The organism is Bradyrhizobium sp. SZCCT0231 (genome assembly GCF_018130245.1).
Taxonomy (GTDB): Bacteria; Pseudomonadota; Alphaproteobacteria; order Rhizobiales; family Xanthobacteraceae; genus Bradyrhizobium; species Bradyrhizobium japonicum_F.
This window is the reverse complement of record NZ_JAFCKP010000015.1, coordinates 55169-77040: the sequence shown is the minus strand read 5'-3', so window position 1 is coordinate 77040 and position 21872 is coordinate 55169. Positions and strand designations below refer to the sequence as shown.

The 21872-nt window shown below is 65.4% G+C and carries 25 protein-coding genes; 15 read left to right on the top strand and 10 right to left on the bottom strand.

The window, feature by feature from the left end; translation table 11 throughout:
• The first annotated feature begins 152 nt into the window (after positions 1-152).
• The 7 genes from JQ566_RS27090 to JQ566_RS27060 all read left to right on the top strand — a co-directional run bounded on the left by JQ566_RS27090 (position 153) and on the right by JQ566_RS27060 (position 5153).
• The gene (locus JQ566_RS27090) at positions 153-620 is read left to right on the top strand and encodes a hypothetical protein (protein ID WP_212378084.1); all 468 of its coding nucleotides are present in this window, start codon (positions 153-155) and stop codon (positions 618-620) included.
• A gap of 41 nt (positions 621-661) precedes the next feature.
• Positions 662-922, top strand: a complete 261-nt coding sequence (locus JQ566_RS27085) for a hypothetical protein (RefSeq protein WP_212378233.1) — start codon at positions 662-664, stop codon at positions 920-922.
• 132 nt (positions 923-1054) lie between these two features.
• Positions 1055-1309 (top strand): hypothetical protein, encoded by a 255-nt coding sequence (locus JQ566_RS27080; RefSeq protein WP_212378082.1) that lies wholly within the window; start codon positions 1055-1057, stop codon positions 1307-1309.
• A 23-nt stretch (positions 1310-1332) separates the two neighbouring features.
• The gene (dapA, locus tag JQ566_RS27075) at positions 1333-2250 is read left to right on the top strand and encodes a 4-hydroxy-tetrahydrodipicolinate synthase (protein ID WP_212378080.1); all 918 of its coding nucleotides are present in this window, start codon (positions 1333-1335) and stop codon (positions 2248-2250) included.
• A gap of 280 nt (positions 2251-2530) precedes the next feature.
• Positions 2531-2719, top strand: a complete 189-nt coding sequence (locus JQ566_RS27070; RefSeq protein ID WP_212378078.1) for a hypothetical protein — start codon at positions 2531-2533, stop codon at positions 2717-2719.
• Between the two features lie 190 nt (positions 2720-2909).
• Complete coding sequence (upp, locus tag JQ566_RS27065; RefSeq protein WP_212378076.1) at positions 2910-3545, top strand: uracil phosphoribosyltransferase; 636 nt, start codon at positions 2910-2912, stop codon at positions 3543-3545.
• Positions 3546-3578: 33 nt separating this feature from the next.
• Positions 3579-5153 carry an AMP-binding protein gene (locus tag JQ566_RS27060; protein WP_212378074.1) on the top strand — a complete coding sequence of 525 codons (1575 nt, stop codon included), beginning with the start codon at positions 3579-3581 and terminating at the stop codon, positions 5151-5153.
• 33 nt (positions 5154-5186) lie between these two features.
• Here JQ566_RS27060 and JQ566_RS27055 read toward each other — a convergent pair whose 3' ends face one another.
• Positions 5187-6353 carry an acyl-CoA dehydrogenase family protein gene (locus JQ566_RS27055; protein ID WP_212378072.1) on the bottom strand — a complete coding sequence of 389 codons (1167 nt, stop codon included), beginning with the start codon at positions 6351-6353 and terminating at the stop codon, positions 5187-5189.
• 147 nt (positions 6354-6500) lie between these two features.
• Between JQ566_RS27055 and JQ566_RS27050 the strand changes: the two genes are divergently transcribed.
• Both JQ566_RS27050 and JQ566_RS27045 read left to right on the top strand, forming a co-directional pair.
• Complete coding sequence (locus JQ566_RS27050) at positions 6501-6953, top strand: MaoC family dehydratase (RefSeq protein ID WP_212378070.1); 453 nt, start codon at positions 6501-6503, stop codon at positions 6951-6953.
• The gene (locus JQ566_RS27045) at positions 6953-7804 is read left to right on the top strand and encodes an HpcH/HpaI aldolase/citrate lyase family protein (RefSeq protein ID WP_212378067.1); all 852 of its coding nucleotides are present in this window, start codon (positions 6953-6955) and stop codon (positions 7802-7804) included. Before JQ566_RS27050 ends, JQ566_RS27045 begins: the two co-directional genes overlap by 1 nt.
• A 66-nt stretch (positions 7805-7870) precedes the next feature.
• Here the strand turns inward: JQ566_RS27045 and JQ566_RS27040 are convergent, their stop codons facing one another.
• Positions 7871-8254: a hypothetical protein gene (locus tag JQ566_RS27040; RefSeq protein WP_212378065.1), complete on the bottom strand. Its 384-nt coding sequence runs from the start codon at positions 8252-8254 to the stop codon at positions 7871-7873.
• A 337-nt stretch (positions 8255-8591) separates the two neighbouring features.
• On the opposite strand from JQ566_RS27040, the gene JQ566_RS27035 reads away from it, so the two are divergent.
• On the top strand, positions 8592-8813 hold the full coding sequence (locus tag JQ566_RS27035; protein WP_434057843.1) for a hypothetical protein: 222 nt from the start codon (positions 8592-8594) through the stop codon (positions 8811-8813).
• Entirely contained in the window at positions 8810-8986 is a 177-nt protein-coding gene (locus JQ566_RS27030) for a hypothetical protein (protein ID WP_212378063.1), read from the top strand. The genes JQ566_RS27035 and JQ566_RS27030 overlap by 4 nt, the downstream gene beginning before the upstream one ends.
• A 241-nt stretch (positions 8987-9227) precedes the next feature.
• Here the strand turns inward: JQ566_RS27030 and JQ566_RS27025 are convergent, their stop codons facing one another.
• The 4 genes from JQ566_RS27025 to JQ566_RS27010 form a co-directional block, all read right to left on the bottom strand.
• Positions 9228-10334 carry a trypsin-like peptidase domain-containing protein gene (locus tag JQ566_RS27025; protein ID WP_212378061.1) on the bottom strand — a complete coding sequence of 369 codons (1107 nt, stop codon included), beginning with the start codon at positions 10332-10334 and terminating at the stop codon, positions 9228-9230.
• A 164-nt stretch (positions 10335-10498) separates the two neighbouring features.
• The gene (locus JQ566_RS27020; protein ID WP_212378059.1) at positions 10499-10834 is read right to left on the bottom strand and encodes a hypothetical protein; all 336 of its coding nucleotides are present in this window, start codon (positions 10832-10834) and stop codon (positions 10499-10501) included.
• 87 nt (positions 10835-10921) lie between these two features.
• Positions 10922-11413 carry an Hsp20/alpha crystallin family protein gene (locus tag JQ566_RS27015; RefSeq protein WP_212378057.1) on the bottom strand — a complete coding sequence of 164 codons (492 nt, stop codon included), beginning with the start codon at positions 11411-11413 and terminating at the stop codon, positions 10922-10924.
• Positions 11414-11491: 78 nt separating this feature from the next.
• A complete protein-coding gene (locus JQ566_RS27010; RefSeq protein ID WP_212378055.1) occupies positions 11492-11956 on the bottom strand; it encodes an Hsp20 family protein in 465 nt (154 codons plus the stop codon).
• Between the two features lie 383 nt (positions 11957-12339).
• Here JQ566_RS27010 and JQ566_RS27005 point away from each other — a divergent pair, with 383 nt between their 5' ends.
• Positions 12340-13836, top strand: coding sequence for a glycosyl hydrolase family 79 N-terminal domain-containing protein (locus JQ566_RS27005; protein ID WP_249139838.1), 1497 nt, complete (start codon positions 12340-12342; stop codon positions 13834-13836).
• Here the strand turns inward: JQ566_RS27005 and JQ566_RS27000 are convergent.
• Positions 13825-15126 (bottom strand): MFS transporter, encoded by a 1302-nt coding sequence (locus JQ566_RS27000; protein WP_212378053.1) that lies wholly within the window; start codon positions 15124-15126, stop codon positions 13825-13827. The two genes, JQ566_RS27005 and JQ566_RS27000, sit on opposite strands and share 12 nt — an antisense overlap.
• A 420-nt stretch (positions 15127-15546) precedes the next feature.
• On the opposite strand from JQ566_RS27000, the gene JQ566_RS26995 reads away from it, so the two are divergent.
• Genes JQ566_RS26995 through JQ566_RS26985 form a run of 3 tightly spaced genes read left to right on the top strand, consistent with a single transcriptional unit; the run spans position 15547 to position 19319 of the window.
• Positions 15547-16761: an ABC transporter substrate-binding protein gene (locus tag JQ566_RS26995; RefSeq protein WP_212378051.1), complete on the top strand. Its 1215-nt coding sequence runs from the start codon at positions 15547-15549 to the stop codon at positions 16759-16761.
• Positions 16762-16768: 7 nt separating this feature from the next.
• The gene (locus tag JQ566_RS26990; RefSeq protein WP_212378049.1) at positions 16769-18502 is read left to right on the top strand and encodes an FAD-dependent oxidoreductase; all 1734 of its coding nucleotides are present in this window, start codon (positions 16769-16771) and stop codon (positions 18500-18502) included.
• Positions 18503-18524: 22 nt separating this feature from the next.
• Positions 18525-19319 (top strand): IclR family transcriptional regulator, encoded by a 795-nt coding sequence (locus tag JQ566_RS26985; protein WP_212378047.1) that lies wholly within the window; start codon positions 18525-18527, stop codon positions 19317-19319.
• A 177-nt stretch (positions 19320-19496) separates the two neighbouring features.
• On the opposite strand, the gene JQ566_RS26980 is transcribed toward JQ566_RS26985, so the two are convergent.
• The 3 genes from JQ566_RS26980 to JQ566_RS26970 form a co-directional block, all read right to left on the bottom strand.
• A complete protein-coding gene (locus tag JQ566_RS26980) occupies positions 19497-20276 on the bottom strand; it encodes an SDR family NAD(P)-dependent oxidoreductase (RefSeq protein WP_212378045.1) in 780 nt (259 codons plus the stop codon).
• Between the two features lie 36 nt (positions 20277-20312).
• A complete protein-coding gene (locus tag JQ566_RS26975; RefSeq protein ID WP_349643358.1) occupies positions 20313-21005 on the bottom strand; it encodes a GntR family transcriptional regulator in 693 nt (230 codons plus the stop codon).
• 121 nt (positions 21006-21126) lie between these two features.
• A complete protein-coding gene (locus tag JQ566_RS26970; protein ID WP_212378042.1) occupies positions 21127-21870 on the bottom strand; it encodes an aspartate/glutamate racemase family protein in 744 nt (247 codons plus the stop codon).
• Positions 21871-21872: the final 2 nt, after the last annotated feature.

Below are 21872 nucleotides of genomic sequence, written 5' to 3'. Positions count from 1 at the left end.
AAGTCGAGGAACTATCGCGACGAGCCGGAAGGTCCCGTCCGCCTATGAAATCCTTATATGTCTCGCCCGTTCCCTATCTCGTTTTCAAATGCCCTCCAGGCCATCTTGGCGAGGCCGGCCGACTGACCGACGCCAACTCCAGGAGGCCTGACATGACCGCCGCTCTCCGCCCGCTTGATCCCCCCTCGCCCGCCGAGCAGCTGCGCAAGGCACATGCAATGACGCGGCCGCTGATGCTCGACATCATCGGTCACGCCTGCCGGCGCTTCCCGTCGCTGGGCCAGAGCGAACGCACGGCCCGCGTCATGCGCCTGATCGATTCGGAAGCCTGGACCGATGCGGCGCTGGCACTGATGGAGCTCGAGCTGCCGCTGTGGCGGGTCCGCCGCATTGCCTATGACGAGGGCGAGTGGCACTGCGCGCTCTCGCGCGAGCGCGAGCTGCCGGATTGGCTCGATGCTGCGGTCGAAGGATGCCATGGCGACCTCGCGATCGCCCTGATATCGGCTTTCGTCGAGGTCCAGGCGCTGGCCGCAGAAGCGTCGCGGCCGAGCGTTCCCTCCGTTCGCCAGGCGCTGGACCCGCGTTACGAACCGCTCGCCTGCGACAATTTCAGATAGATCCAGCTTGACGGACGACCCCAGTGGCGAAGCTTTCGAACATGCCGCGCACGCTGAGCCCGGCGCGGGTGCTGGCGCGTTTCGCCGTCCGCGTCGTGCTGCTCGCCGCCTTCGCCGCATTCGGCAGCGTCGGGTTTGGCCGGAGCCTTGCCGGCCTGCTCTGGATGTCGATCATCTTGTGCGCGCTCGCCGGCCTCGTCAGGCGCGAACCTCCGTTCGGCGCAGCGCTCAATCACTGGGACGAAGCTGTCGCCTTCGGGGCGCTGTTCGCGCTGGTCCACATCGCCAACGGTGTGGTGTGAGCCGCCGGCTTTATGACCTTCCTATGAGATCGCTCCGCGCCCGCCCTCGAAATCATATTCGCGACTGAGGATATTGAGCACGCCGGCAAGGATGTGCGTCCGAGGCCGGCATCGTTCGGAAGGAATAAACCTGTGAAACTCGTCGAACCTCCCTCGTGCAGCTCCCCTTCAACCATCGTCTTCATCGGCAGGAATCGCCGGGGACAATGGGTCGCGCAGGAGCAGAACGGCCTCTATGGCGGCCTGTTCGTCAGCCGCGCCCAGGCCATCAAATATGTGCTGTTCGAGAACGGGCAGCATCCGGAAACCATCGTCGAGCTGCCGCGCGAGATCGAGCTCGACATGGGCAAGAGCTCCAGCACCATCGTCGCGCAGCGCGCCGCCTGAGCCGGCGCCAACAGGCGAAAACCATGCTCATCCCTCCCGCTGCCTGGTTCACCGGATTCATTCCGGACCTGCCGACCCCGTTCGACGTGACGGATGCGATCGATCTCAAGGCGTTCGCCGCACTCTGCGAGCGACAGGTCGCGGCCGGCGCTCCCGCCATCGTGGTCTGCGAGACGGCCGGCGAGGCACCGACGCTCTCGCCGGCCGAGCAGGAGCTCGTCATTCGCACCGCGGTCGACGTCGCCCGCGGCCGCGTGCGCGTCATCGCGGGCGCGGTATCCAACGCAACCAGCCACGCCATCGAGCTTGCGCGGCGCGCGGAAGCGGCCGGCGCCGATGCCGTCATGTCGGTCGTGCCCGCCTACAACAAGCCGATGCAGGAGGGCATGCTCGCGCATTTCCGCGCCATCGCCGGGGCGATCGGACTGCCCGTGATCCTGCACGATAGTCCCTCCCGCACGCTGCGCCCGCTTGCCGACGAGACGCTTCTGCGTCTGGTCGAGTCCCGCCAGTTCGTCGGCCTGCGCGATGGGAGCGGTGACATCACCCGTCCGATGCGGCTGTCCCGCAACTTGCCGGCGAGTTTTCGCTTTCTCTCCGGCGACGACACCACCGCGTTCGGTTTCATCGCGGACGGCGGCGACGGCGCGATCTCGGAGGTCGCCAACATCGCCCCGGATCTCTGCCGCACGATCTTCTCACATCTCAGGCAGGGCCGGCTGCAATCCGCCCGCTATCTGCACAAGCGCCTGATCCCGCTCATCGCCTGCCTGTCCAGGGAAAGTCCGGCCGCGCTCAAATACGCGCTCAACGTCCTTGGCCTGATGTCCGCCGCCACCAGGCTTCCGATCGTGCCGCTGGATGCAGCCGCGCAGAGAGGCGTAGTGCGCGCATTCGCTGCGATCGCGGACAAGGAATTGATCGACAGCGTCGGAGCCTGACGGGCCGAGGCCGTTCAGATTTTCATGCTCAATCTCGTCGACGGATCTCACAAGCTGCTCCACGCCTGGAAGCTGGCGCTGCTGCGCTTTGCCGTGACGCGGGATGAGTCCGACAGGCACCCGGATCTCTTCAGAGGGCTGCCGGCGCGATGATCGGCGTCTTTATGACATTCCTATGCGGACGCGTCGGCGCTCATCTCGCAATCCTACGCAACGATCGACATCATAAGCGGCAGGTTGGCGCGCCCCTTTCGCCGCGCCAAGGACGAGGACTTCCACTATGTCGATCCTGACACATGACTTTGGCCGGCCCTTCGGGGCCGAACGCCCGGCGCGCATCTCCGAAGCGCGCAAGGCCCAGCTAAAGCGCATCGCACTCCAGGCGCTTGGCCTGCTCTCGATGGGCAGCGTGCTCACCGCGCTGATCGCGCTGAGAACCGCAATCCATATCTGGCATCTCCCCGCCTGACCGGCGGTGTTTCCGGCCGAGACCTTCGAGCTCGCCTGGGGCAGGAAGCCACCGACGCGGACCCCGGACCAAGGCCCCCGCAGCGCGGTCGCGATGCGCCGGTTGAGGCCGGCAATCCCGCGGAAAAGGCTTTGCCTAAAAGTACCTGCCCGATCTGGCGCAATTTCACGGAACCGTGTAGAGCGGTTTCATGAGCATCAGCAACGTCAACGTCGTCGCCCACCCCCTGGTCCAGCACAAGCTCTCCCTGATGCGGGAGAAGGACCGCTCGACCAAGAGCTTTCGCGAGATCCTCAACGAGATCGGGATGCTGCTCTGCTACGAGGTGACGCGCGATCTGCCGCTGGAGCTGGTCGAGATCGAGACGCCGATCGCGCCGATGCGGGCGCCCAAGATCGCCGGCAAGAAGCTCACGCTGGCGCCGATCCTGCGCGCCGGCGTCGGCTTCCTCGACGGCATGCTCGCCTTGATGCCTTCGGCGCGCATCGCCCATATCGGGCTTTACCGCGACCCCGAGACGTTGCAGGCCGTGGAATATTACTTCAAGGCACCGCAGGACCTGTCCGACCGCACCGTGATCCTGATGGACCCGATGCTGGCGACCGGCAACTCCGCCTGCGCCGGCGCGTCCCTGCTCAAGGCGCGCGGCGCCCGCGACATCCGCTTCGTCTGTCTTCTGGCCGCGCCCGAGGGCATCGCCCAGTTCCAGAGCGAGCATCCCGACGTGCCGATCTGGACCGCCGCGATCGACGAGCGGCTCAACGACCACGGCTACATCGTGCCGGGCCTGGGCGATGCCGGCGACCGGATGTTCGGCACCAAGTAGACAGGTTTGCGCAAGCGGGTTACTCCGGTTGGCATGAGCGCCAACGACTTTTCGCTGCAATCGCTGATCCGGATCGAGACCGCCGCCGATCCGGCCTTCGTGTTCGACGGCACACCCGTCTCTCGCGCGGAATTCTCGGCGAAGATCGAGCAGGCCGCCGCCTGGCTTGCGGCCCAAGGCATCGGCAAGGGCGACGTCGTCGCGGTCTGGCTGGTCAACCGGATCGAGTGGATCGCACTGCTGTTCGCCGCCGCACGGCTCGGCGCGGTCGTCGCCGCCGTCAATACGCGCTACCGCAGCGCGGAAGTCGCGCATCTGCTTCGCGTGTCCGGTGCAAAGCTCATGGTGGTCGAGGCCGCATTCCGCTCGATCGACTTTGCCGCCATCCTCGCCGACGTCGCCAAGGCCGAGGTGCCGGCGCTGCAACAGCTTGCCGTGATCGGCGCCGATGCGATCCCGGCGCACTGGTCCTGTGTGCGGTTCGATGCCTTTGACCAATCCTATCCGCCTGCCCCGCCGGCTCAAGACGATGTCGACCTGCCCGTGCTGCTGTACACCACGTCAGGCACGACCAAAGGCCCAAAACTCGTCGCGCATTCGCAGCGGACGCTGGCGACGCACGCCGTCTCCGTCGCCCATGCGCTCCAGCTCGATCACCACCGTCATTCGCTGCTGGCGTTGCTGCCGTTCTGCGGCACCTTCGGCATGACGAGCCTGCTCGGTTTCGTCGCAGCCGGCGCGACCATCCATTTGCTCGACGCCTTCGAAGCGGCGCCGGCCCTGAACATCCTCAGCGAGTGCAGGATCACGCATTCCTTCGGCTCGGACGAGATGTTCCGCCGTATCCTTGCGCTCACCGATGCGCCACGCCCATTTCCACATCTCGAAGTCTGCGGCTTCGCCGCGTTCCAGCCCGGCTGGCGCGAGCTCGCAGTGGAGGCCGAAGCGCGCGGCATGAAGCTGTTCGGTCTCTACGGTTCGAGCGAGGTGCAGGCGCTGTTCTCGATTGGCCGCCCCAGTGATGCCTTTGCCGATCGCATCGAGGGCGGCGGCTGGCCGATGTCGCCCGACGCGAAGGTCCGCGTGCGCGATGTCGAGACCGGCGAGCTTGCCGGAAGCCTCATCTCCGGCGAGATCGAGATCAGCGCGCCGTCACGCTTTCTCGGCTACTTCAACAATCCCGCGGCAACTCGCGAGGCTATCACCGCCGACGGGTTCTTCCGCACCGGCGACATCGGCCGGCTGCGCGGCGACGGCTCCTTCGTCTACGAGACGCGCGCCGGCGATGCGATGCGCCTCGGCGGCTTCCTGGTCGCGCCCGGGGAGATCGAGGACGAGCTCAAATCCTGCACCGGTGTCGCCGACGCCCAGGTCGTCGCGGTCGATCTCAAAGGCCAGGCACGCTGCGTCGCCTTCGTGATCCCGGCAAGTGAGCCGCCCCAGCAGGAAGCGCTCACGGCGCGCCTGCGCGAGCGGCTCGCCGGCTACAAGGTGCCGGCGCGGATCTATGTGGTGGACGCCTTCCCCGTCACCGACAGTGCCAACGGCGTCAAGATCCAACGCGCCAGGCTTCGTGCCATGGCGATGGAACGGATCGCCGCCGAATAGCGCCGCCTATTTGGTTTGCGCCACAAGACCCGTTCAGTACGACTTCGCGAGCCCCAGCACCTTTTCCGCGATGAAGCTGAGCGCGAGCTGCGGGCTGACCGGTGCGATGCGCGGGATCAGCACCTCGCGCAAATAGCGCTCGACGTGGAATTCCTTGGCGTAGCCGAAGCCGCCATGGGTCATGACCGCCTGCTCGCAGGCGTGATAGCCGGCTTCGCCTGCGAAATATTTAGCGGCGTTCGCACCGGCGCCGCAGGGCAAGCCCTTGTCGTATTGCCAGGCCGCCTGCATCACCATCAGCCAGGCGGCCTCGAGCTCGACCCAGTTCACCGCGAGCGGATGCTGGATGCCCTGGTTCTTGCCGATCGGACGATTGAACACGACGCGCGTCTTGGCGTATTCTGTGGCGCGCGACAGCGCGAGCTTGCCGAGGCCGACCGCTTCCGCGGCAATCAGAATGCGCTCGGGGTTCATGCCCTCGAGGATGTACTGGAAGCCTTTGCCCTCTTCGCCGATGCGGTCCTCCATCGGGATCTCGAAGTCCTCGAAGAACAGCTCGTTGGAATCGACGATCTTGCGGCCCATCTTCTCGATCTCGTGGACCTTGATCCTGTTGCGGTCGAAATCGGTGTAGAACAGGCTGAGCCCGTGGGTGGGCGAGCGCACCTCCTCCAGCGGCGTGGTGCGCGCCAGCAGCAGGATCTTGTGCGCGACCTGCGCGGTCGAGATCCACACCTTCTGGCCGTTGACGATGTAGCGGTCGTTCTTGGCGACCGCGCGGGTCTTGAGCTGCGTGGTGTTGAGACCGGTGTTGGGCTCGGTGACGGCAAAGCACGCCTTTTCGCGGCCCTCGACCATCGGCGGCAGCATGCGCCTGCGCTGTTCTTCAGTGCCGAACACGACCACCGGATTGAGCCCGAACACGTTGATATGCACGGCCGAGGCGCCGGACATTCCGGCACCGGATTCGGCGATGGTGCGCATCATGATCGCAGCCTCGGTGATGCCGAGCCCGGAGCCGCCATATTCTTCCGGCACGCAGATGCCGAGCCAGCCGGTGTCTGCCAGCGCCTTGTGGAAGTCGTGCGGGAAGCCGCCGTCGTGGTCCTTCTTCAGCCAGTAAGCGTCGGGAAAGCCCTCGCAGATCTTGGCGATGGCGTCGCGAATGGCTTCCTGCTGATCGGTGAGCGCGAAATCCATGCTGTTGATCTCCCTTCGCCAAGCGTTCTTTAGCTCGAAAAACTGCATGCAGATACGTGAATTTGCCCGCGAAGTGTGTCTACCATGCATGGGGTCATGCGGCGCGAAGTATGCGCGCGCCGTTATTTCGCAGGGAGGGAAACCGCGATGGCCGGACTTTATTTCGAGGACTTTTCCGTGGGCCAGGAGTTCAGGCATCCCCTGACCCGGACCGTCACGGAGATGGACAACACCATGTTCAGCCTGCTGACGCTCAATCCGCAGCCGCTGCACATCGACGCGCATTTCGCCGAAAAGACCGAGTTCGGCCAGCGCATTTTCAACAGCCTTTACACCCTCGGCATCATGATCGGCATGACGGTCTATGATACGACCTTAGGCACCACCGTCGCCAATCTCGGCATGACCGACGTCACCTTTCCAAAGCCGGTCTTCCATGGCGACACGTTGCGGGCCACGACAAAGGTGCTCTCGGTGCGGGAATCCAGATCGCGGCCCAAGGCCGGCATCGTCGAGTTCGAGCATCATGCCTTGAACCAGAACGACGAGATCGTCGGCACATGCCGCCGCATGGCGATGATGCACAGGAGGCCGGTCTGATGCGTTCGATGCTGTTCGTGCCGGGCGATTCCCCGCGCAAATTCGAGAAGGCGAGCGAAGGCAGGGCCGACGCGCTGATCATCGATCTCGAGGACTCCGTCGTCACCGAGAAGAAGGCGGAAGCGCGCGGGCTGACACTTGCAATGCTGAAAGGTCGCAGCAAGCCGCATCAGCTCTATGTCCGCGTCAACGCGCTCGACACCGGCATGACGCTGGCCGATCTCGCCGCGGTGATGCCGGGTAGGCCCGACGGCATCGTGCTGCCGAAATCGCAGGGCGGCGACGACGTCCGGCAGGTCGCAACCTGGCTCGAAGCGCTCGAGGCGGCAGCCGGCATCGAGGTCGGCGCGACCCGCATCGTCTGCGTGGCGACCGAAACCGCCAGCTCGATCTTCGGGCTCGGCAGCTACAAGGGCTGCTCCCCTCGTCTCGCCGGGCTGATGTGGGGCGCGGAGGATCTCTCGGCCTCGCTCGGCGCCACCGAGAAATCGAGCGGCGGCGTGTTCCACAGCCCCTATCGCCTCGCGCGCGATCTCTGCCTGATGGCCGCGGCCGCGGCCGAGGTCGCGCCGATCGACACCGTCTACACCGACATCGACAACCTCGCGGGCCTCGAGCAGGAAACGCGCGCGGCGCGGCGCGACGGTTTTTCGGCCAAGGCACTGATCCATCCCAAGCACGTCGACATCGTCAACGCGGCGTTCGAGCCGACGGACGCCGAACGGACCTGGGCGGAGAAGGTGATCGCGGCGTTCGCGAGCAATCCCAATTCCGGCACGCTGCGGCTCGACGGCCAGATGATCGACAAGCCGCACCTTCGCGCCGCGAAGAAGATTCTCGGACATCCCTAGATCAGGACGCAAGCCTCGCCAGGTCGATCGACTGCGTCCGAAGGCTCCGGCTTGAAGCTCCCGGCCTCAGTCGAATCCCTGAACGGGCGGTGCCGAAGGTTGCGCCGGCACGGCAGGCGCGGCTTGAACCGGCGGGGCCGGATTGCCGGCAGCTCTCATCTGGCCGTTGGCGGCCATCGCCTCGCGCGTGCGCGACGGGCCGCCGGTTGCGGCGGCGCGGCGCGGCGGCTGCCGGTGCCTTGCCGACTGCGAGCCTCTCATGCCCCAGGAGCGGGCGATCGAAGGTCCGGCCGTGTAGCCGATCAAGGCTCCGGCGACCGCACCGACCGGGCCCAGCACGACCGCGCCCGAGACCGCGCCGAGCGCCGCATCGCCCGCGCGCTCCTGCGCAACCGCACTCGCGGGCACGCAGGCCAGCATTGCGACAGCAGTGATCAGAGCTTTGTTCATCGGAGCGCCTCCCTCGCGGGAGATCACTCCTGCTCAAATATGGCCGCACGAGGTTCGCTTGCTGGCCAACAGAAGGCAATCGCTGACGGAACCCGGCTATAGAGCTCCTTGTGGGCCATCCTTCGAGACGCCCGCTTTAGGCGGGCTCCTCGAAGGACGAGGCGCGCGCTCAAGGTCAGCCCCAAGAGTCAAATGCGATTGCTCTGCCGCGAGTGGGGAGAGGCGAATGCGGCTTCGAACATCTTGACACCGCTCACACGCTGAATATTTTTTCGCCGAGAAGAGACTTTCTCATCCTCGAAAACCAAAGGATGTAACGCGACCGTCTGGAGAGACGATGATGCTCGATGAGAATCTGGCCCGCATTCGCGCGCACCGCAACAATATCCACCGCTACCGGCGCCTGCTGAAGACCAGGCTGTCGCAGCTGGAGCGCCATTTCATCGAGAGACGCCTCGCAGAAGAGCAATCGGCGCTCGATGGCCTGACCGCAGCGACCTTTCCTGTCAGCTTCCGCGCCCCGGAAGCGCCGGCCAATGCGACGGGTGCGGCGCAATGAACAGCCAGCGCGACCTGCTCATCCGCGGCAGCGAGAAGGTCGTCGGCCATTGCGAGCTGCTTCTCGCCAGCGCCAAGAGCGAGCATGAACGCGAGCTCTATCGCCAGCGCATCGAGCGCGAGCGGCGGCTGATCCGCGACCGGCAAGGCGGACCGGATCACCGCGCCGCCTGAGCTGGGAGATCACACGCTCCGGCACCCCAGGGCAATCGCATTTGAATTTTGCAGAGGTCGTCATGCCCGGGCTTGTCCCGGGCATCCACGTTCTTTGTGCCGCGTGGAAAGGCGTGGATGGCCGGGACAAGCCCGGCCATGACGCTGTGGAGACAGCCGGTGCCCATAGCCACATCTCATATGCGATAACCCTGCCGTCGCAGGGGGCGAACCGCTTCCGCGGTTCGTCCCCGCATTCGTTTCAGCGGACGAGGCGATTGGGGCCTGCGAGCGCGCTGCTCGGCTCGGCTGCGGGCGCCACTCTCACGGTGGCGGTGAGCGGCGCACCATTGCGCAGCAGAGTAAGCTTCACATCTTCGCCGACCCGCGCAAGGCCGATCGTGTTGCGGAGCTGGGCGGCGGTGCGGATCGGGCGGTCGTCGGCTCCGGTCACGATATCGCCCTTGCGCAAGCCGGCCTTCTCTGCGGGCGAATCCGCGGCGATCTCGGCGATGACGGCGCCTTGATTCAATCCCTTGTTGACTGATGGATGCAGGTCTTTCAGCGAAATGCCGATGCGGCCTCGCTCGACGCGACCCTTGGCGATGATCTGCTCCATCACCTTGCGCGCCATGTTGACTGGAATGGCAAAGCCGATGCCGACATTGCCGCCCGCGGGCGAGATGATCGCCGAATTGATGCCGACGAGTTCGCCGTGCAAGCTGACCAGCGCTCCACCGGAATTGCCGGGATTGATCGCCGCATCGGTCTGGATGAAATCCTCATAGCCCTGCTTGCCGAGGCCGGTGCGGCCCAGCGCGCTGACGAGTCCTGATGTCACGGTCTGACCGAGGCCGAAGGGATTGCCGATCGCAAGGACGAAGTCGCCGACTGCGAGCCCATCGCTGTCGCCGAAGGGAAGCGCCTTCAGCCCCGCCGGGTTCTGGACCTGGAGCACCGCGACATCCGTGGGCGGATCGCGGCCGATGACCCTGGCGGAAAACTGTCGGCCGTCCTTGGTCGTGATCTGAACGATAGAGGTGCCTTCGACCACGTGATTGTTGGTCAGCACATAGCCGCGCTGGGCGTCGACGATGACCCCGGAGCCGGTCGCATTGACCTCCTTTTCGATCTGCCGGGGAACATCGAAGAACTCACGGAAGAGCGGGTCGCGATAGAGCGGGTTGTCCTCGCGCACGCGGCCGTGCACGGAAATGTTGACGACGGCCGGCGTCACCTGACGCACCAGCGGCGCCAAGGTCGGCACCGAGCCGCCGGTCTTCATATCCGGGATCTGGCCGGCGGCAGGCTGCGAGGCCATGAATGTCAGCGCCAGCAAGGCTAGGAAAACCAGACGCAGAGCATTCATCTTCGTCACCTGCCGCATTGTCTTATGTGGATATCGGAGAACTTGGTTGCTTCAACCTGCGTCAGGTGACGCGAGGAACCAGCCCTGCAGGGCCAGAAGCGGAACGGCCCAGGCTGCCGAGGATTGGCCAAGCAGCACGAGTCCGAGAACGGCTTGTGTGAGCATCATGCGGCCCGCCCTTCTGCGGCGGCCCATGGCCGCCGCAGCCGCATCGGCACGCCGCCGCCCCGCGGCGGGTCGTCATTGTCGTTGTCGCCGTCGAGCTTGCGTAAGGCGGCCAGAATGTCGGCGAGCCGGACCGTGCGGCTCATGCCGGGAATCTCGCGCAAGGCCGGACAGGATTCGACCGCGTACATGTCGGATGCCCAGGACGACAGGATGATACGCTTCTCCGGCGTGGAGAGTTCCTCGGCATTCAGGACTTCGGCAGGCGAATTGTAATGGGCCGCGGGGTGAAACAGCGAATTGAGAGTGCCGACATTGCTATTCACATTGGTCATTGGTGTGTCTCCCACATGCTCCTTTCCGGGGGGACGGTTTTGTTGACGATGAGACGGCGGCGCCAATCGCCGCCGCCCCGCTTGACGCTAGTGCGTATTGATTGCGATGCGCTTGACGCCTTCGCGTGCCTTCTCCGACTTCGGCAGCGATACGGTCAGGACACCGTCCTTAAACGATGCCTCTGCCTTGTCTTCATCGACGTCCTCAAGCGGAATCTGCCGCTCGAAGGCGCCGTAGTAGCGCTCGGTGAAGTATTTGCCTTCGTGCTTGCGCTCATCCTTCTTCTCGCCGCGGATCGTCAGGACGCCCCTGGCGATTTCGATCTGGACGTCCTTTTCCGTCATCCCGGGCAGTTCCGCCGAGATCGTCAGCGTCTTGTCGGTGTCGCTGAGCTCGATCTTGGGCCAGCCGAAGCGCCCCTCCATCAGCGGCGACAGGCTGGGGCCGCCGAAGCCCCGGAACACATCGTCGAACAGACGGTTCATCTCGCGATGCAGCGTCATGAACGGATCGTAGCTGCCGCGCGCCTGCACAAGCTCCTGGTTCCTCGACCAGGGAATAAGATCGCGAATAGCCATGGTGTTCTCCTTCATTCAACGGTCTCGAGCGCGGAGGCCACGTGCCGTCCACGCTCCAAGACAACACTTTGGACGCCCCTAAGCTGCTTTCTGCTGCTCGATCTGCGACGTCGGAGATGTGCTGCTGCTCGCGATCTCGATCCGGCGCGGCTTCATGGCCTCCGGAACCTCGCGGACGAGATCGATGATCAGCAGCCCGTCCCGGAAGGACGCCTGCTTCACCTGAACATAGTCGGCGAGATTGAATACGCGCCTGAAGGGGCGGGCCGCAATGCCGTGGTACAGATATTCGCGCGTGCTGCTCTCGGGCTTCTGGCCCTCGATGATGAGTGCGTTCTGTTCCGCCGTTACGGCAATATCGCCAACGCCGAAGCCTGCCACTGCAAGGCTGATCCGGTAGTGGTCTTCGCCGGAGCGCTCGATATTGTAGGGGGGATAGTTGTCCTCGGTCGCCTGGCGCAGCGTGCTGTCGACGAGGTCGGCCAGATGATCGAAGCCGATTGTGGAGCGCCACAGGGGCGCGAAGTCGAAACTGGTCCTCATAACCAAGTCCTCCAAAGAGCAAGATGGATACGAAGGAGCGCAAGGCGGGGATTCAGACGGGTCCGAAAAGACCAGCCCGGCGCCCGTGCCGGATCCGATTTGGCATTCCGGCACACCGCTCTCGCGGCGAAAAACGACTTAGAAAACCGGACGTCGGTTTCAAGAGGGCCAATGAAATTTTTTTCGACCCCATCGATGACCCGCCGGGCCCGGACGCTCTCGGCGGCAACCGCAAGGTAAGATAGGGATAAAATCGGCGGGTCGGGGGTAAGGCCGGATTGCCTTCGGGCGTCCGGCCCCGGACAACGCGCATGAATAACGAGACGGCAGCAAACCACGGGCCAGGGTCCCGACCGCGTCCGGCCGGCCGCGCGGCAGGCGCGATGATGATTGCCCTGCTCGCCGCAGCATCGGCGTGTGTGGCGCACGCCGACGACGTTGCCATCTCGCCTGCCGGTCTGAGGCCGATCGGAACGATCGACGCGCGCTTTCAGTCCTACAACATCGAGATGGTGGAGGTGACCGGCGGACGGTTCTGGAAGCCTTATCCGCCAGCGGGACGCGCTTTCGATGGGCGGGATCGTTACAGCGCGCGGCCGCCGATCGATCTTGCCAATGGGCGACTGCGCCTGCTCGCCGCGGCGTTGTCGCCGGCCTATCTGCGCGTGAGCGGCACCTGGGCCAATGCGACGTTCTTTGCCGAGGCGCCGCAAAAGCCGCCGCCGGGATTCAACTCGGTGCTCAGCCGAGCGCAGTGGCGCGACGTCGTGGAGTTCGCGCGTGCGGTCGATGCGGAGATCGTCACCTCCTTTGCGATCAGTCCCGGCATCCGCGATGCCAACGGCATATGGAAGCCGGATCAGGCGCAGCAGCTGGTCGACACCACGCGCGCGCTGGGTGGCCGCATCGCCGCCGCCGAATTCATGAACGAGCCGACGCTCGCAGCGACAGGCGGCGCACCGGCGGGATACGATGCGATCGCCTATGGCCGCGACTTCAAGGTCTTCCACGATTGGATGCGGCGCGCCGCACCTGAGACGCTGATCCTCGGCCCGGGCTCGGTCGGCCATGCATCATCACCATCCGGCTCGGGCATCACCACACGCGAGCTGCTTGCTGCATCCGATCCCGGCGTCGATCGTTTCTCCTATCACCATTACAACACGATCTCGCCGCGCTGCGGCGGGCACGATGATCCGGCGCAGGCCCTCTCGGAGGAATGGCTGGCGCGCACGGATACGACCCTCAAGACCTATCAGGCCCTACGCGACGCATTCGAGCCGGGCAAGCCGATCTGGCTGACAGAGACGGCTGATGCGGCCTGTGGCGGCGGCCCATGGGACCAGACCTTTCTCGACACGTTCCGCTATCTCGACCAGCTCGGACGCCTGGCGAGGGCCGGCGTCCAGGTGGTGATGCACAACACGCTGGCCGCCAGCGATTACGGCCTGCTCGACGAAACAACGTTCCGGCCGCGGCCGAGCTACTGGGCCGCGCTGCTCTGGCACCGGCTGATGGGAACGATCGTGCTCGACGCAGGCAAACCTGCTCCGCGCGATCTCCATCTCTATGCGCATTGCCATCCAGCCAGGGCAGGTGCGGTGTCGCTGCTCGCAATCAACGCCTCGCGCCACACGTCACACGCGCTGACGCTACCGGATTCCGCCGAACGGTACACACTGCACGCGGCGCAGTTGCAGGGCACGATTGTGCAGTTGAACGGCGAGAGGCTCGCGCTGACCCCTGACGGCCAGCTGCCTCGACTCGAGCCACGCGCAACGCCGCCGGAAGCAATCGGGCTTGCGCCGACGACCATCACCTTCCTGGTGTTTCCGAACGCTGCAAATCCCGCTTGCTTGTCCCGACGTTCAGGATTGTAGCGAGTCCCGCGCCGTCTCCGGCGCCATCAGCGTCGCGATGATCGTGACGATCGACAGCGCGACGATGTAGACCGACACCGCCCAGTACGAGCCGGCCCATGCCAGCAGCCCGGCCGCGATCAGCGGCGAGAAGCCGCCGCTCAACGCCGCCGCGACGTTGGCGCCGAGCGAGGCACCGCTGTAGCGCACCTGGGTGCGGAACAGCTCCGGCATGAACGCGGCCTTCGGCCCGAACAGCAGCGCATGGGTGAGCGTCATCGTGACGACGAGCGCGAGCGTGATCAGCGCCGGCTCCCTGGTGTCGAGGAACCAGAACAGCGGAAACGCCAGCGCAACCGAGAAGACGCCGCCGGCGAGATACAGCGCCTTGCGTCCGAAGATGTCGGACAGCCAGCCGGCCAGCGGCAGCGTCGCGAACTCGACGATCGCGGCATAGACGACGGCATCCAGGATCACTTGCCGGGGAAGGCCGAGCTTGGTCGTCGCGTAAACCACCGTGAACACGGTGAGGAGATAGGCGAGCCCGACCTCCGAGACCGTGATGCCGATCGCGAGCAGAAAGCTGCGCCAGTCGCGGCGCAGCACTTCGAGGGCCGGCTGCGCCAGCACCTCCTTGCGTTCGACGATCTCCTTGAAGTGAGGCGTCTCCGCGAGCTTGAGCCGCACGATGAAGCCGATGCCGACGAGCAGAATGCTGATCAGGAACGGCACGCGCCAGCCCCAGCTGAGGAAATCCGCCTCGGGCAGCTTCGTCATCAGGCCGAAGATGCCGGTCGATGCGGCGACGCCGACGGGAAAGCCGACCTGCACCAGGCTGCCGTAGAAGCCGCGGCGATTGCCGGCGTGCTCGATCACCATCACGACCGCGCCGCTCCACTCGCCCCCGAGCCCAATGCCCTGAACGAAACGAAGGACAACGAGCAGGATCGGGGCCCAGACGCCGATCTGGCTGTAGGTCGGCAGGCAGCCGATCAGGAAGGTGCCGAGTCCCATCGCGATCATGGTCGCAACCAGCATGGTCTTGCGGCCGAGCCGGTCCCCGTAATGCCCGATGATCGCGCCGCCGATCGGCCGCGCGACGAAGCCGACCGCGTAGGTCGAGAACGCCGCCAGCGTGCCAACGAAGGGATCGAAGCTCGGGAAGAACAGCTTGTTGAAGACCAGCGCCGCCGCCGTGCCGTAGATCAGGAAATCATACCACTCGATGGCGGTGCCGAGCGCGCTCGCCCACACCACATGCGCCGTCGTCGATCTCTCCGCGGAAGCGGCGATCCCCGTTGCTGTCGTCATACCCTGCCCCCCAAAGATTCCAGTGGGCATCATGGCCAATCGTGCGGAGGGTTGCAACTTGTGGGAGTTCTGTTTGCTCTCGTGCCCCGGACGCTGCGCAGCACCGGAAGCGCGTTTACGCGCGTCTTCGACGCGCTACGGTGATGCGCTGCAGAGCCGGGGCCCATGTTGCTGCGAGTTACGCGGCCTGCTGGGTCCCGGCTCTGCGCCGCATCGCTACGCGCCGCGTCGCGTCCGGGACACGAGAACGGGGATGCAGGCACTCGCCACATCCGTGATCGCAAGGGGATTTGCGTCGTCGGGCGATCGTGGAACCCGACAGATCATACCTATTCGCCATTGACAAATTCATTCGTCATTATCTAATTTACCTCCACAACGACCCGCCGTACCAAGCGGCCAAGAAGAGAGGGAACGACAATGAAAGGGCTTCTGGCCTCCGCCATGCTCGCGGCCATGACTTCGGCTGCCATGACCACAGCGGCGACCGCACAGATCTCCGACGACGTGGTGCGGATCGGCGTGCTGACGGACCTGTCGAGCTGGGGCCGCGACAATAGCGGGCCGGGCTCGGTCGAGGCGGCCAAGATGGCCGTGGAGGAATTCGGCCCCACCGTGCTCGGCAAGCCGATCGAGATCATCAGCGCCGACCACCAGATGAAGACCGATGTCGGCGTTCAGATCGTCCGCGGCTGGTTCGACAACAGCAAGGTCGACGCCGTCGTCGACATCCCCAATTCCGGCATCGCGATCGCCGTGCACAACATGGTGCGTGAGCGCGGCAAGATCGCGCTGCTCTCCGGCCCCGGCGCGAGCTCGCTGACCGACGAGCTGTGCAGCCCGAACACCGTGCATTTCACCTACGACACCTACGCGCTCTCGAAGGTGACGGCCTCCGCCGTGATCAAGGAAGGCGGCAAGTCCTGGTACTTCATCACGGCGGATTATGCCTTCGGCCAGCAGCTCGAGAAGGACGCAACCCGCTTCATCAACGAGGCGGGCGGCAAGGTGCTCGGCGGCGTGAAGCATCCGACCAACACCGCCGATTTCTCCTCCTTCGCGCTGCAGGCGCAGAGCTCGAAATCCGACGTGGTCGCTTTCGCCAATGCCGGTCAGGACACCGACAACGCCATCAAGCAGTCCGGCGAGTTCGGCCTGGTCCAGGGCGGCCAGAAGCTGGTCGGCCTGTTGATGTTCGACACCGACGTGCACGCGATCGGGCTGAAGGCCGCGCAGGGCACCTACATGACCACGGCCTCCTACTGGGCCATGGATGAGGCGACGCGCGCTTGGTCGAAGAAGTTCTACGAGCGCACCAAGGTGATGCCGACCATGATCCAGACCGGCGTCTACGGTTCGGTGCTGCATTACCTGAAGGCCATCAAGGCGGCCGGCACCGACGATTCCGCCAAGGCGATGGCCAAGATGCGCGAGCTGCCGATCGAGGATATCTTCGTCCACGGCGGCAAATTGCGCGAGGACGGCCGCGTCATCCGCGACATGTATCTCGCCAAGGTGAAGTCGCCCGAGCAGTCGAAGGAGCCGTGGGATTATCTGGATATCGTCAAGACCGTGAAAGGCGAGGACGCCTTCCGCCCGGTCTCCGAATCCAAATGTCCGCTCTTGAAGAAGTGAGGTCCAGATGACCGGCAACGAGCATGGCGCAATTGAGACGTACGAGTGCGACGTGCTCGTGGCCGGATCGGGTTGCTCCGGCATGTCGGCGGCGATCACCGCGCGCCATCGCGGACTCGAGGTGCTGATCGTCGAGAAGGAACCGCGCTTCGGCGGCACAACCGCCCGTTCCGGCGGCTGGCTCTGGATCCCCGGTACCTCGCTGGCAAAAGCCTATGGCATCGAGGAGACACCGGAGCAGGCCCGCACATATTTGCGCCATGAGGCCGGCAACAATTACGACGCTGTGCGCGTCGATGCCTTCCTGAGCGCCGGCCCCGAGGCGGTCGACTTCTTCACCGCCAAGACGGCGCTGCGCTTCGACATGCCGCTGGTGTTCCCGGACTATCATGCCGAGGCGCCCGGCGGCGCGCAGGGCGGCCGCTCCATGGTGACGCGCCCCTTCGACGGCCGCGAGCTCGGCGACCTCATCAAGACGCTGGGCAACCCGCTGCCCGAGCTCACCGTGTTCGGCATGATGCTCGGCTCCGGCAAGGAGATCATTCATTTCATGCGGGTGACGAAGTCGCTGACCTCGGCGGTCTATGTCGCCAAGCGCCTGTCGCGGCATCTGATGGACGTGCTGCGCTACGGCCGCGGCATGACGCTGACCAACGGCAATGCGCTCGCAGGACGCCTGGCGAAGTCCGCGCTCGATCTGAAGATTCCGATGTGGCTGTCCTCGCCGGTGCGCGAGCTGACGGTCGAGAATGGCGTCGTGACCGGCGCGATCGTTTCGCGCGAGGGACGCAAGGTGCGCGTTCGTGCAAGGCAGGGTGTCGTGCTCGCCTGCGGCGGCTTTCCGCACGACGTGGCACGCCGCAGGAAAATGTTTCCGCACGCGCCGACCGGCAATGAGCACTATTCACCAGGACCGACCGGCAACACCGGCGACGGCCTGCGCCTTGCGGAAGCCGCCGGCGGTCATGTCGAGGACCGCCTGCCGAACGCGGCGGCCTGGGTGCCGGTGTCGCTCACCACGCGCAAGGACGGTTCAAAGGGCGTGATGCCGCATTTCATCGACCGCGCCAAGCCCGGCGTGATCGCGGTGATGCGCGACGGCAAACGTTTTGCCAATGAAGGCAATTCCTATCACGACTTCGTCCAGGCCATGATCAAGGCCGCAAAGCCCGGCGAGGAGATCGCCGCCTTCCTGGTCTGCGACCACAAGACGCTGCGGAAATACGGCCTCGGCTGCGTGCCGCCCTTCCCGATGCCGCTGGCTCATCATTTGAAGACCGGCTATCTCATGCGCGGCGATACGCTGGACGCGCTGGCGGCGAAGGCCGGGATCGATGCGAAGGCCTTCACCGAGACGGTCACGCAGTTCAACGCGAGCGCGCCGCTCGGGCACGATGCCGCCTTCGGCAAGGGCTCGAAGGCCTACAATCGCTACCAGGGCGATGCGCTGCACGGTCCCAATCCCTGCGTCGCGCCGATCGACAACGGTCCGTTCTACGCCATCAAGATGATGATCGGCGATCTCGGCACCTATGCCGGCATCGTCACCGACGAGAACGCGCGGGCGCTCGACGCCGAGGGACGGGTGATTCCCGGCCTCTATGCCGCCGGCAACGACATGGCGAGCATCATGGGCGGCAATTATCCCGGCGCCGGCATCACGCTTGGGCCGGCGCTGACCTTCGGCTACATTGCCGGCAGACATCTTGCCGACAGCGCCGCCAAGCGCGACGCGGCTTAATCGGACGCACGCCAGGAGGCGCATGAAGAGAGAGAGCCGCGGCATCCAGTCGATCGAGGTCGGCGGAGAATTGCTTCGCGCGCTCGCAAAGAGCGGCGAGCCGATGATGCTGCGCGATCTCGCCCGCGAGGCCGGCATGACGCCGGCCAAGGCGCACCCCTACCTCGCCAGCTTCTCCCGTATCGGCCTGATCGAGCAGGACGAAACCACCGGCCGCTACGAGATCGGCGCACTGGCGCTGGAGCTCGGCCTGATCAGCCTGCGCCGCCTCTCAGGCGTCCGCATCGCGCGTCCCAAGATAGCTGGCCTCGCAAGCCAGATCGGCCACGCCGTCTCGCTCGCGGTCTGGGGCACCCACGGCCCGACCGTGGTGCAGCTCGAAGAGCCGGCCCAGCCGGTGCACATCGTGATGCGCGTCGGTTCGGTGATGGCGCTGCTGGAGACCGCGACGGGCCGCGCGTTCGCGGCGTTCCTGCCGGAGAAGACGATCAACGCCGCACTCGAAAGCGGCCTCGACCGTCACGGCGTCGGCTACAATCCCAAGCGCGCCGTGAAAGGCGCGAAGGTCGCCGAGATGCTCGCTGAAGTCCGCAAGCACGGCCTCGCCCGCGCGCTCGGCGATCCCCTGCCCGGGGTCAATGCGTTCTCCGCGCCGGTGTTCGATCATTCCGGCCACGTCGCGCTGGTCATCACCGCGATGGGGCCGGAAGGCACTTTCGATACCCGTTGGGACAGCCCGATCGCGCACGCCCTGCGCGACTGTGCCGGGGGCATCTCGAAGCGGCTCGGCCACGGGATGACGGTTGCGGCGGAGTGAGGGGCAGACGGCCCGCTTCACAACGATTGTCATTCCCCGCCTAGTGCGCAATTGCGCACGGGGGCGGGGAATCCAGTACGCCGCGGCCTATCGGTTCAATCGCTGCCGTCTGGGAGTACTGGATCGCCCGGTCAAGCCGGGCGATGACACCGAGTGTGGAGCGATCTTCCCCGCACCCTACTTGTCCTTCACCGGCACCGTGTAGTTCAGGACCAGCCGGCCGCCATCCGGATAAATCGTCTGCCCGGTGATGTAGGACGCATCGTCGCTGGCAAGGAATGCCACGACGGACGCCACCTCGCTCGGCTCGCCGCCGCGGCCCGCGGGTGTACGCGACAGCACGGTCTTGCGCGCATCCTCGGACGTGTAGATCGCGGAGGCCACCATGTCGGTCAGGATCGTGCCCGGCCCGACCGCGACGACGCGAATGTTGTGCGGGGCGAGCGCGACGGCGGCGACCGACGTCAGCTGCTTCATGCCGCCCTTGGACATGGCGTAGGTCGCCAGCGCCGGGATCGCCAGCAGCGCATTCACCGAGGACATGTTGATGATGACCCCGCCGCCGCCCTGCGCGATCATCTGCCTGGCGGCCGCCTGCACGCCGAAGAACGCGCCTTTCAGATTGATGCCGATGATTTCGTCGAATTCCTGCTCGGTGATATCGAGGATGTCCCGGTTGCGGGCGACGCCGGCGTTGTTGACCATGACGTCGAGCCGGCCGAACTCCTTCACCGCGGTCGCGACGAGCTGATCCACATCCGTGCGCTTGGCGACATTGCCGACGACGGTGCGCAAGGCATCCGGCCGCCCGAGCTCGGCGGCTGTCGCCGCCAAGCCATCGGCATCGACGTCCGAGATCACGACCTTGACGCCGTCGTCCAAAAATCTCTTCGCGCAGGCCTTGCCGATACCGCGCGCCGCGCCGGTGATGGCTGCGACCTTGTCCTTGAGCTTCATGTTTGCTCCTCCTGGAAACAGGACGCCGCGTGGGCGTCAATTCGCCGCGGACCTCGCTGCGGCCGGCATGTAGATCTGCGCGTAGCCTTCCTTGATCGCGGCGGTGATGCGGTCGAGGCGGCGGTCGATGTGCTTCTCCAGCACGGAGACGCAAGTCCCCTCATCGCGCGACTTGAGGCCCTCGACGACGGCACGGTGCTCGCCTTGCGTGTTGGAGCGGTTGACGCGGTCCATGTCGATCCAGCGCACGAAGCGGATGCGGGCGTTGACGTTGCGCAGCACGCGGAGCATCTCGGCATTGTCGGACATGGCCATCAGCCGCTCGTGAAAGGTCTCGTCGAGCTCGACCAGCTCCAGCGAGGAGCGCTCGCCGGGATCGGGGCCGGTCGCTTCGAGGAATTTCAGCAGCGCATCGATGTCTTCATCCCTTGCGCGCTTGATGGCGAGGCGGATCGAGGCGACCTCGATCGACTTACGCAGCTCGTAGAGATCGAAGATCTCGTGGGCGTCGAGCTCGCGGCAGAAGAAGCCCTTGCCCGGCGTGAAGCGCAGGAAACCTTCGGTGTTGAGGCGGTTGAGCGCTTCGCGCAGCGGCGTGCGGCTGACGCCGAGCCGCTTGGCCAGCTCGCCCTCGTTGAGCCGCTCCCCCGGCTTGAACGCGTAGTTCACGGCCATCGCCTTGAGCTGTTCATAGACGCGATCGACGATGCTGTCGGAAGCCGGTTCCACGTTGCTTGTCATAAGCTGCAATTGCGCTCGAACACAGCCGAATATACCGGGGGCGCGGGCGCGATGGCAATGCACAGGGTGGAGCCGGCAGAAATTGTTCTGGCCTTTGCCACGATCGAAATCAGGCAAAGACGCGCGGGCGCAGTCCGGCGTGAAACCAGGTGATCATGGAATAGATGTCATAGACCGGCAGCCCGACCTCGGCCTGAAGTGCTGCGGCATAAGGCGGCATGTTGGTGCATTCGAGCACGATGGCGCCGACATCCGGATTTTTGGCAACGAGCTCCTTGCCGGCCTCGACCACGTCGCGCTCGGCTTGCGCGATGTCCATGTCGTCCTTCTCGGCCTTGATCAGGACGCGGAAAAACTCCTTGCCGTTCTCGGTGCCGACCAGCGGCGTGTCGAGCGGCACCCCGGCGCCTTCGAGATGGGCCGGCGTCAGCGTCGAGCCCGAGACCGTGACGAGACCGACGCGCTTGCCGGGTGGCAAGGTCGCCTGCACCCACGGCACCTGCATCAGCGAGGAGGTCGCAACGGGAACGCCGACCGCCGCCGCGATCTCCTTCTGGAACAGCGAGAGGAAGCCGCAATTGGTGGTGATGGCCTCGGCCCCCAGCCGCACCAGGTCCTTGGCCGCGTCGATGAAGTCGGGCAGCAGGCCGGCCGCGCCCTTCAGCACCACCTTCTCCGGCGAAGCCCCGCTCACCACACGATAGAGCACGGGGAATGGCCAGGTCGTGCCGTTGCCCATGTCGCCGGGAATGCGCGGGAAGCGCGCCTCCAGCATCAGGATGCCGAGCGGCGCGCCATAGATGGCCTTGCCGCCACGGGCGATGCGGGAGGACGAGCTGGCTGAGATGGTCATGG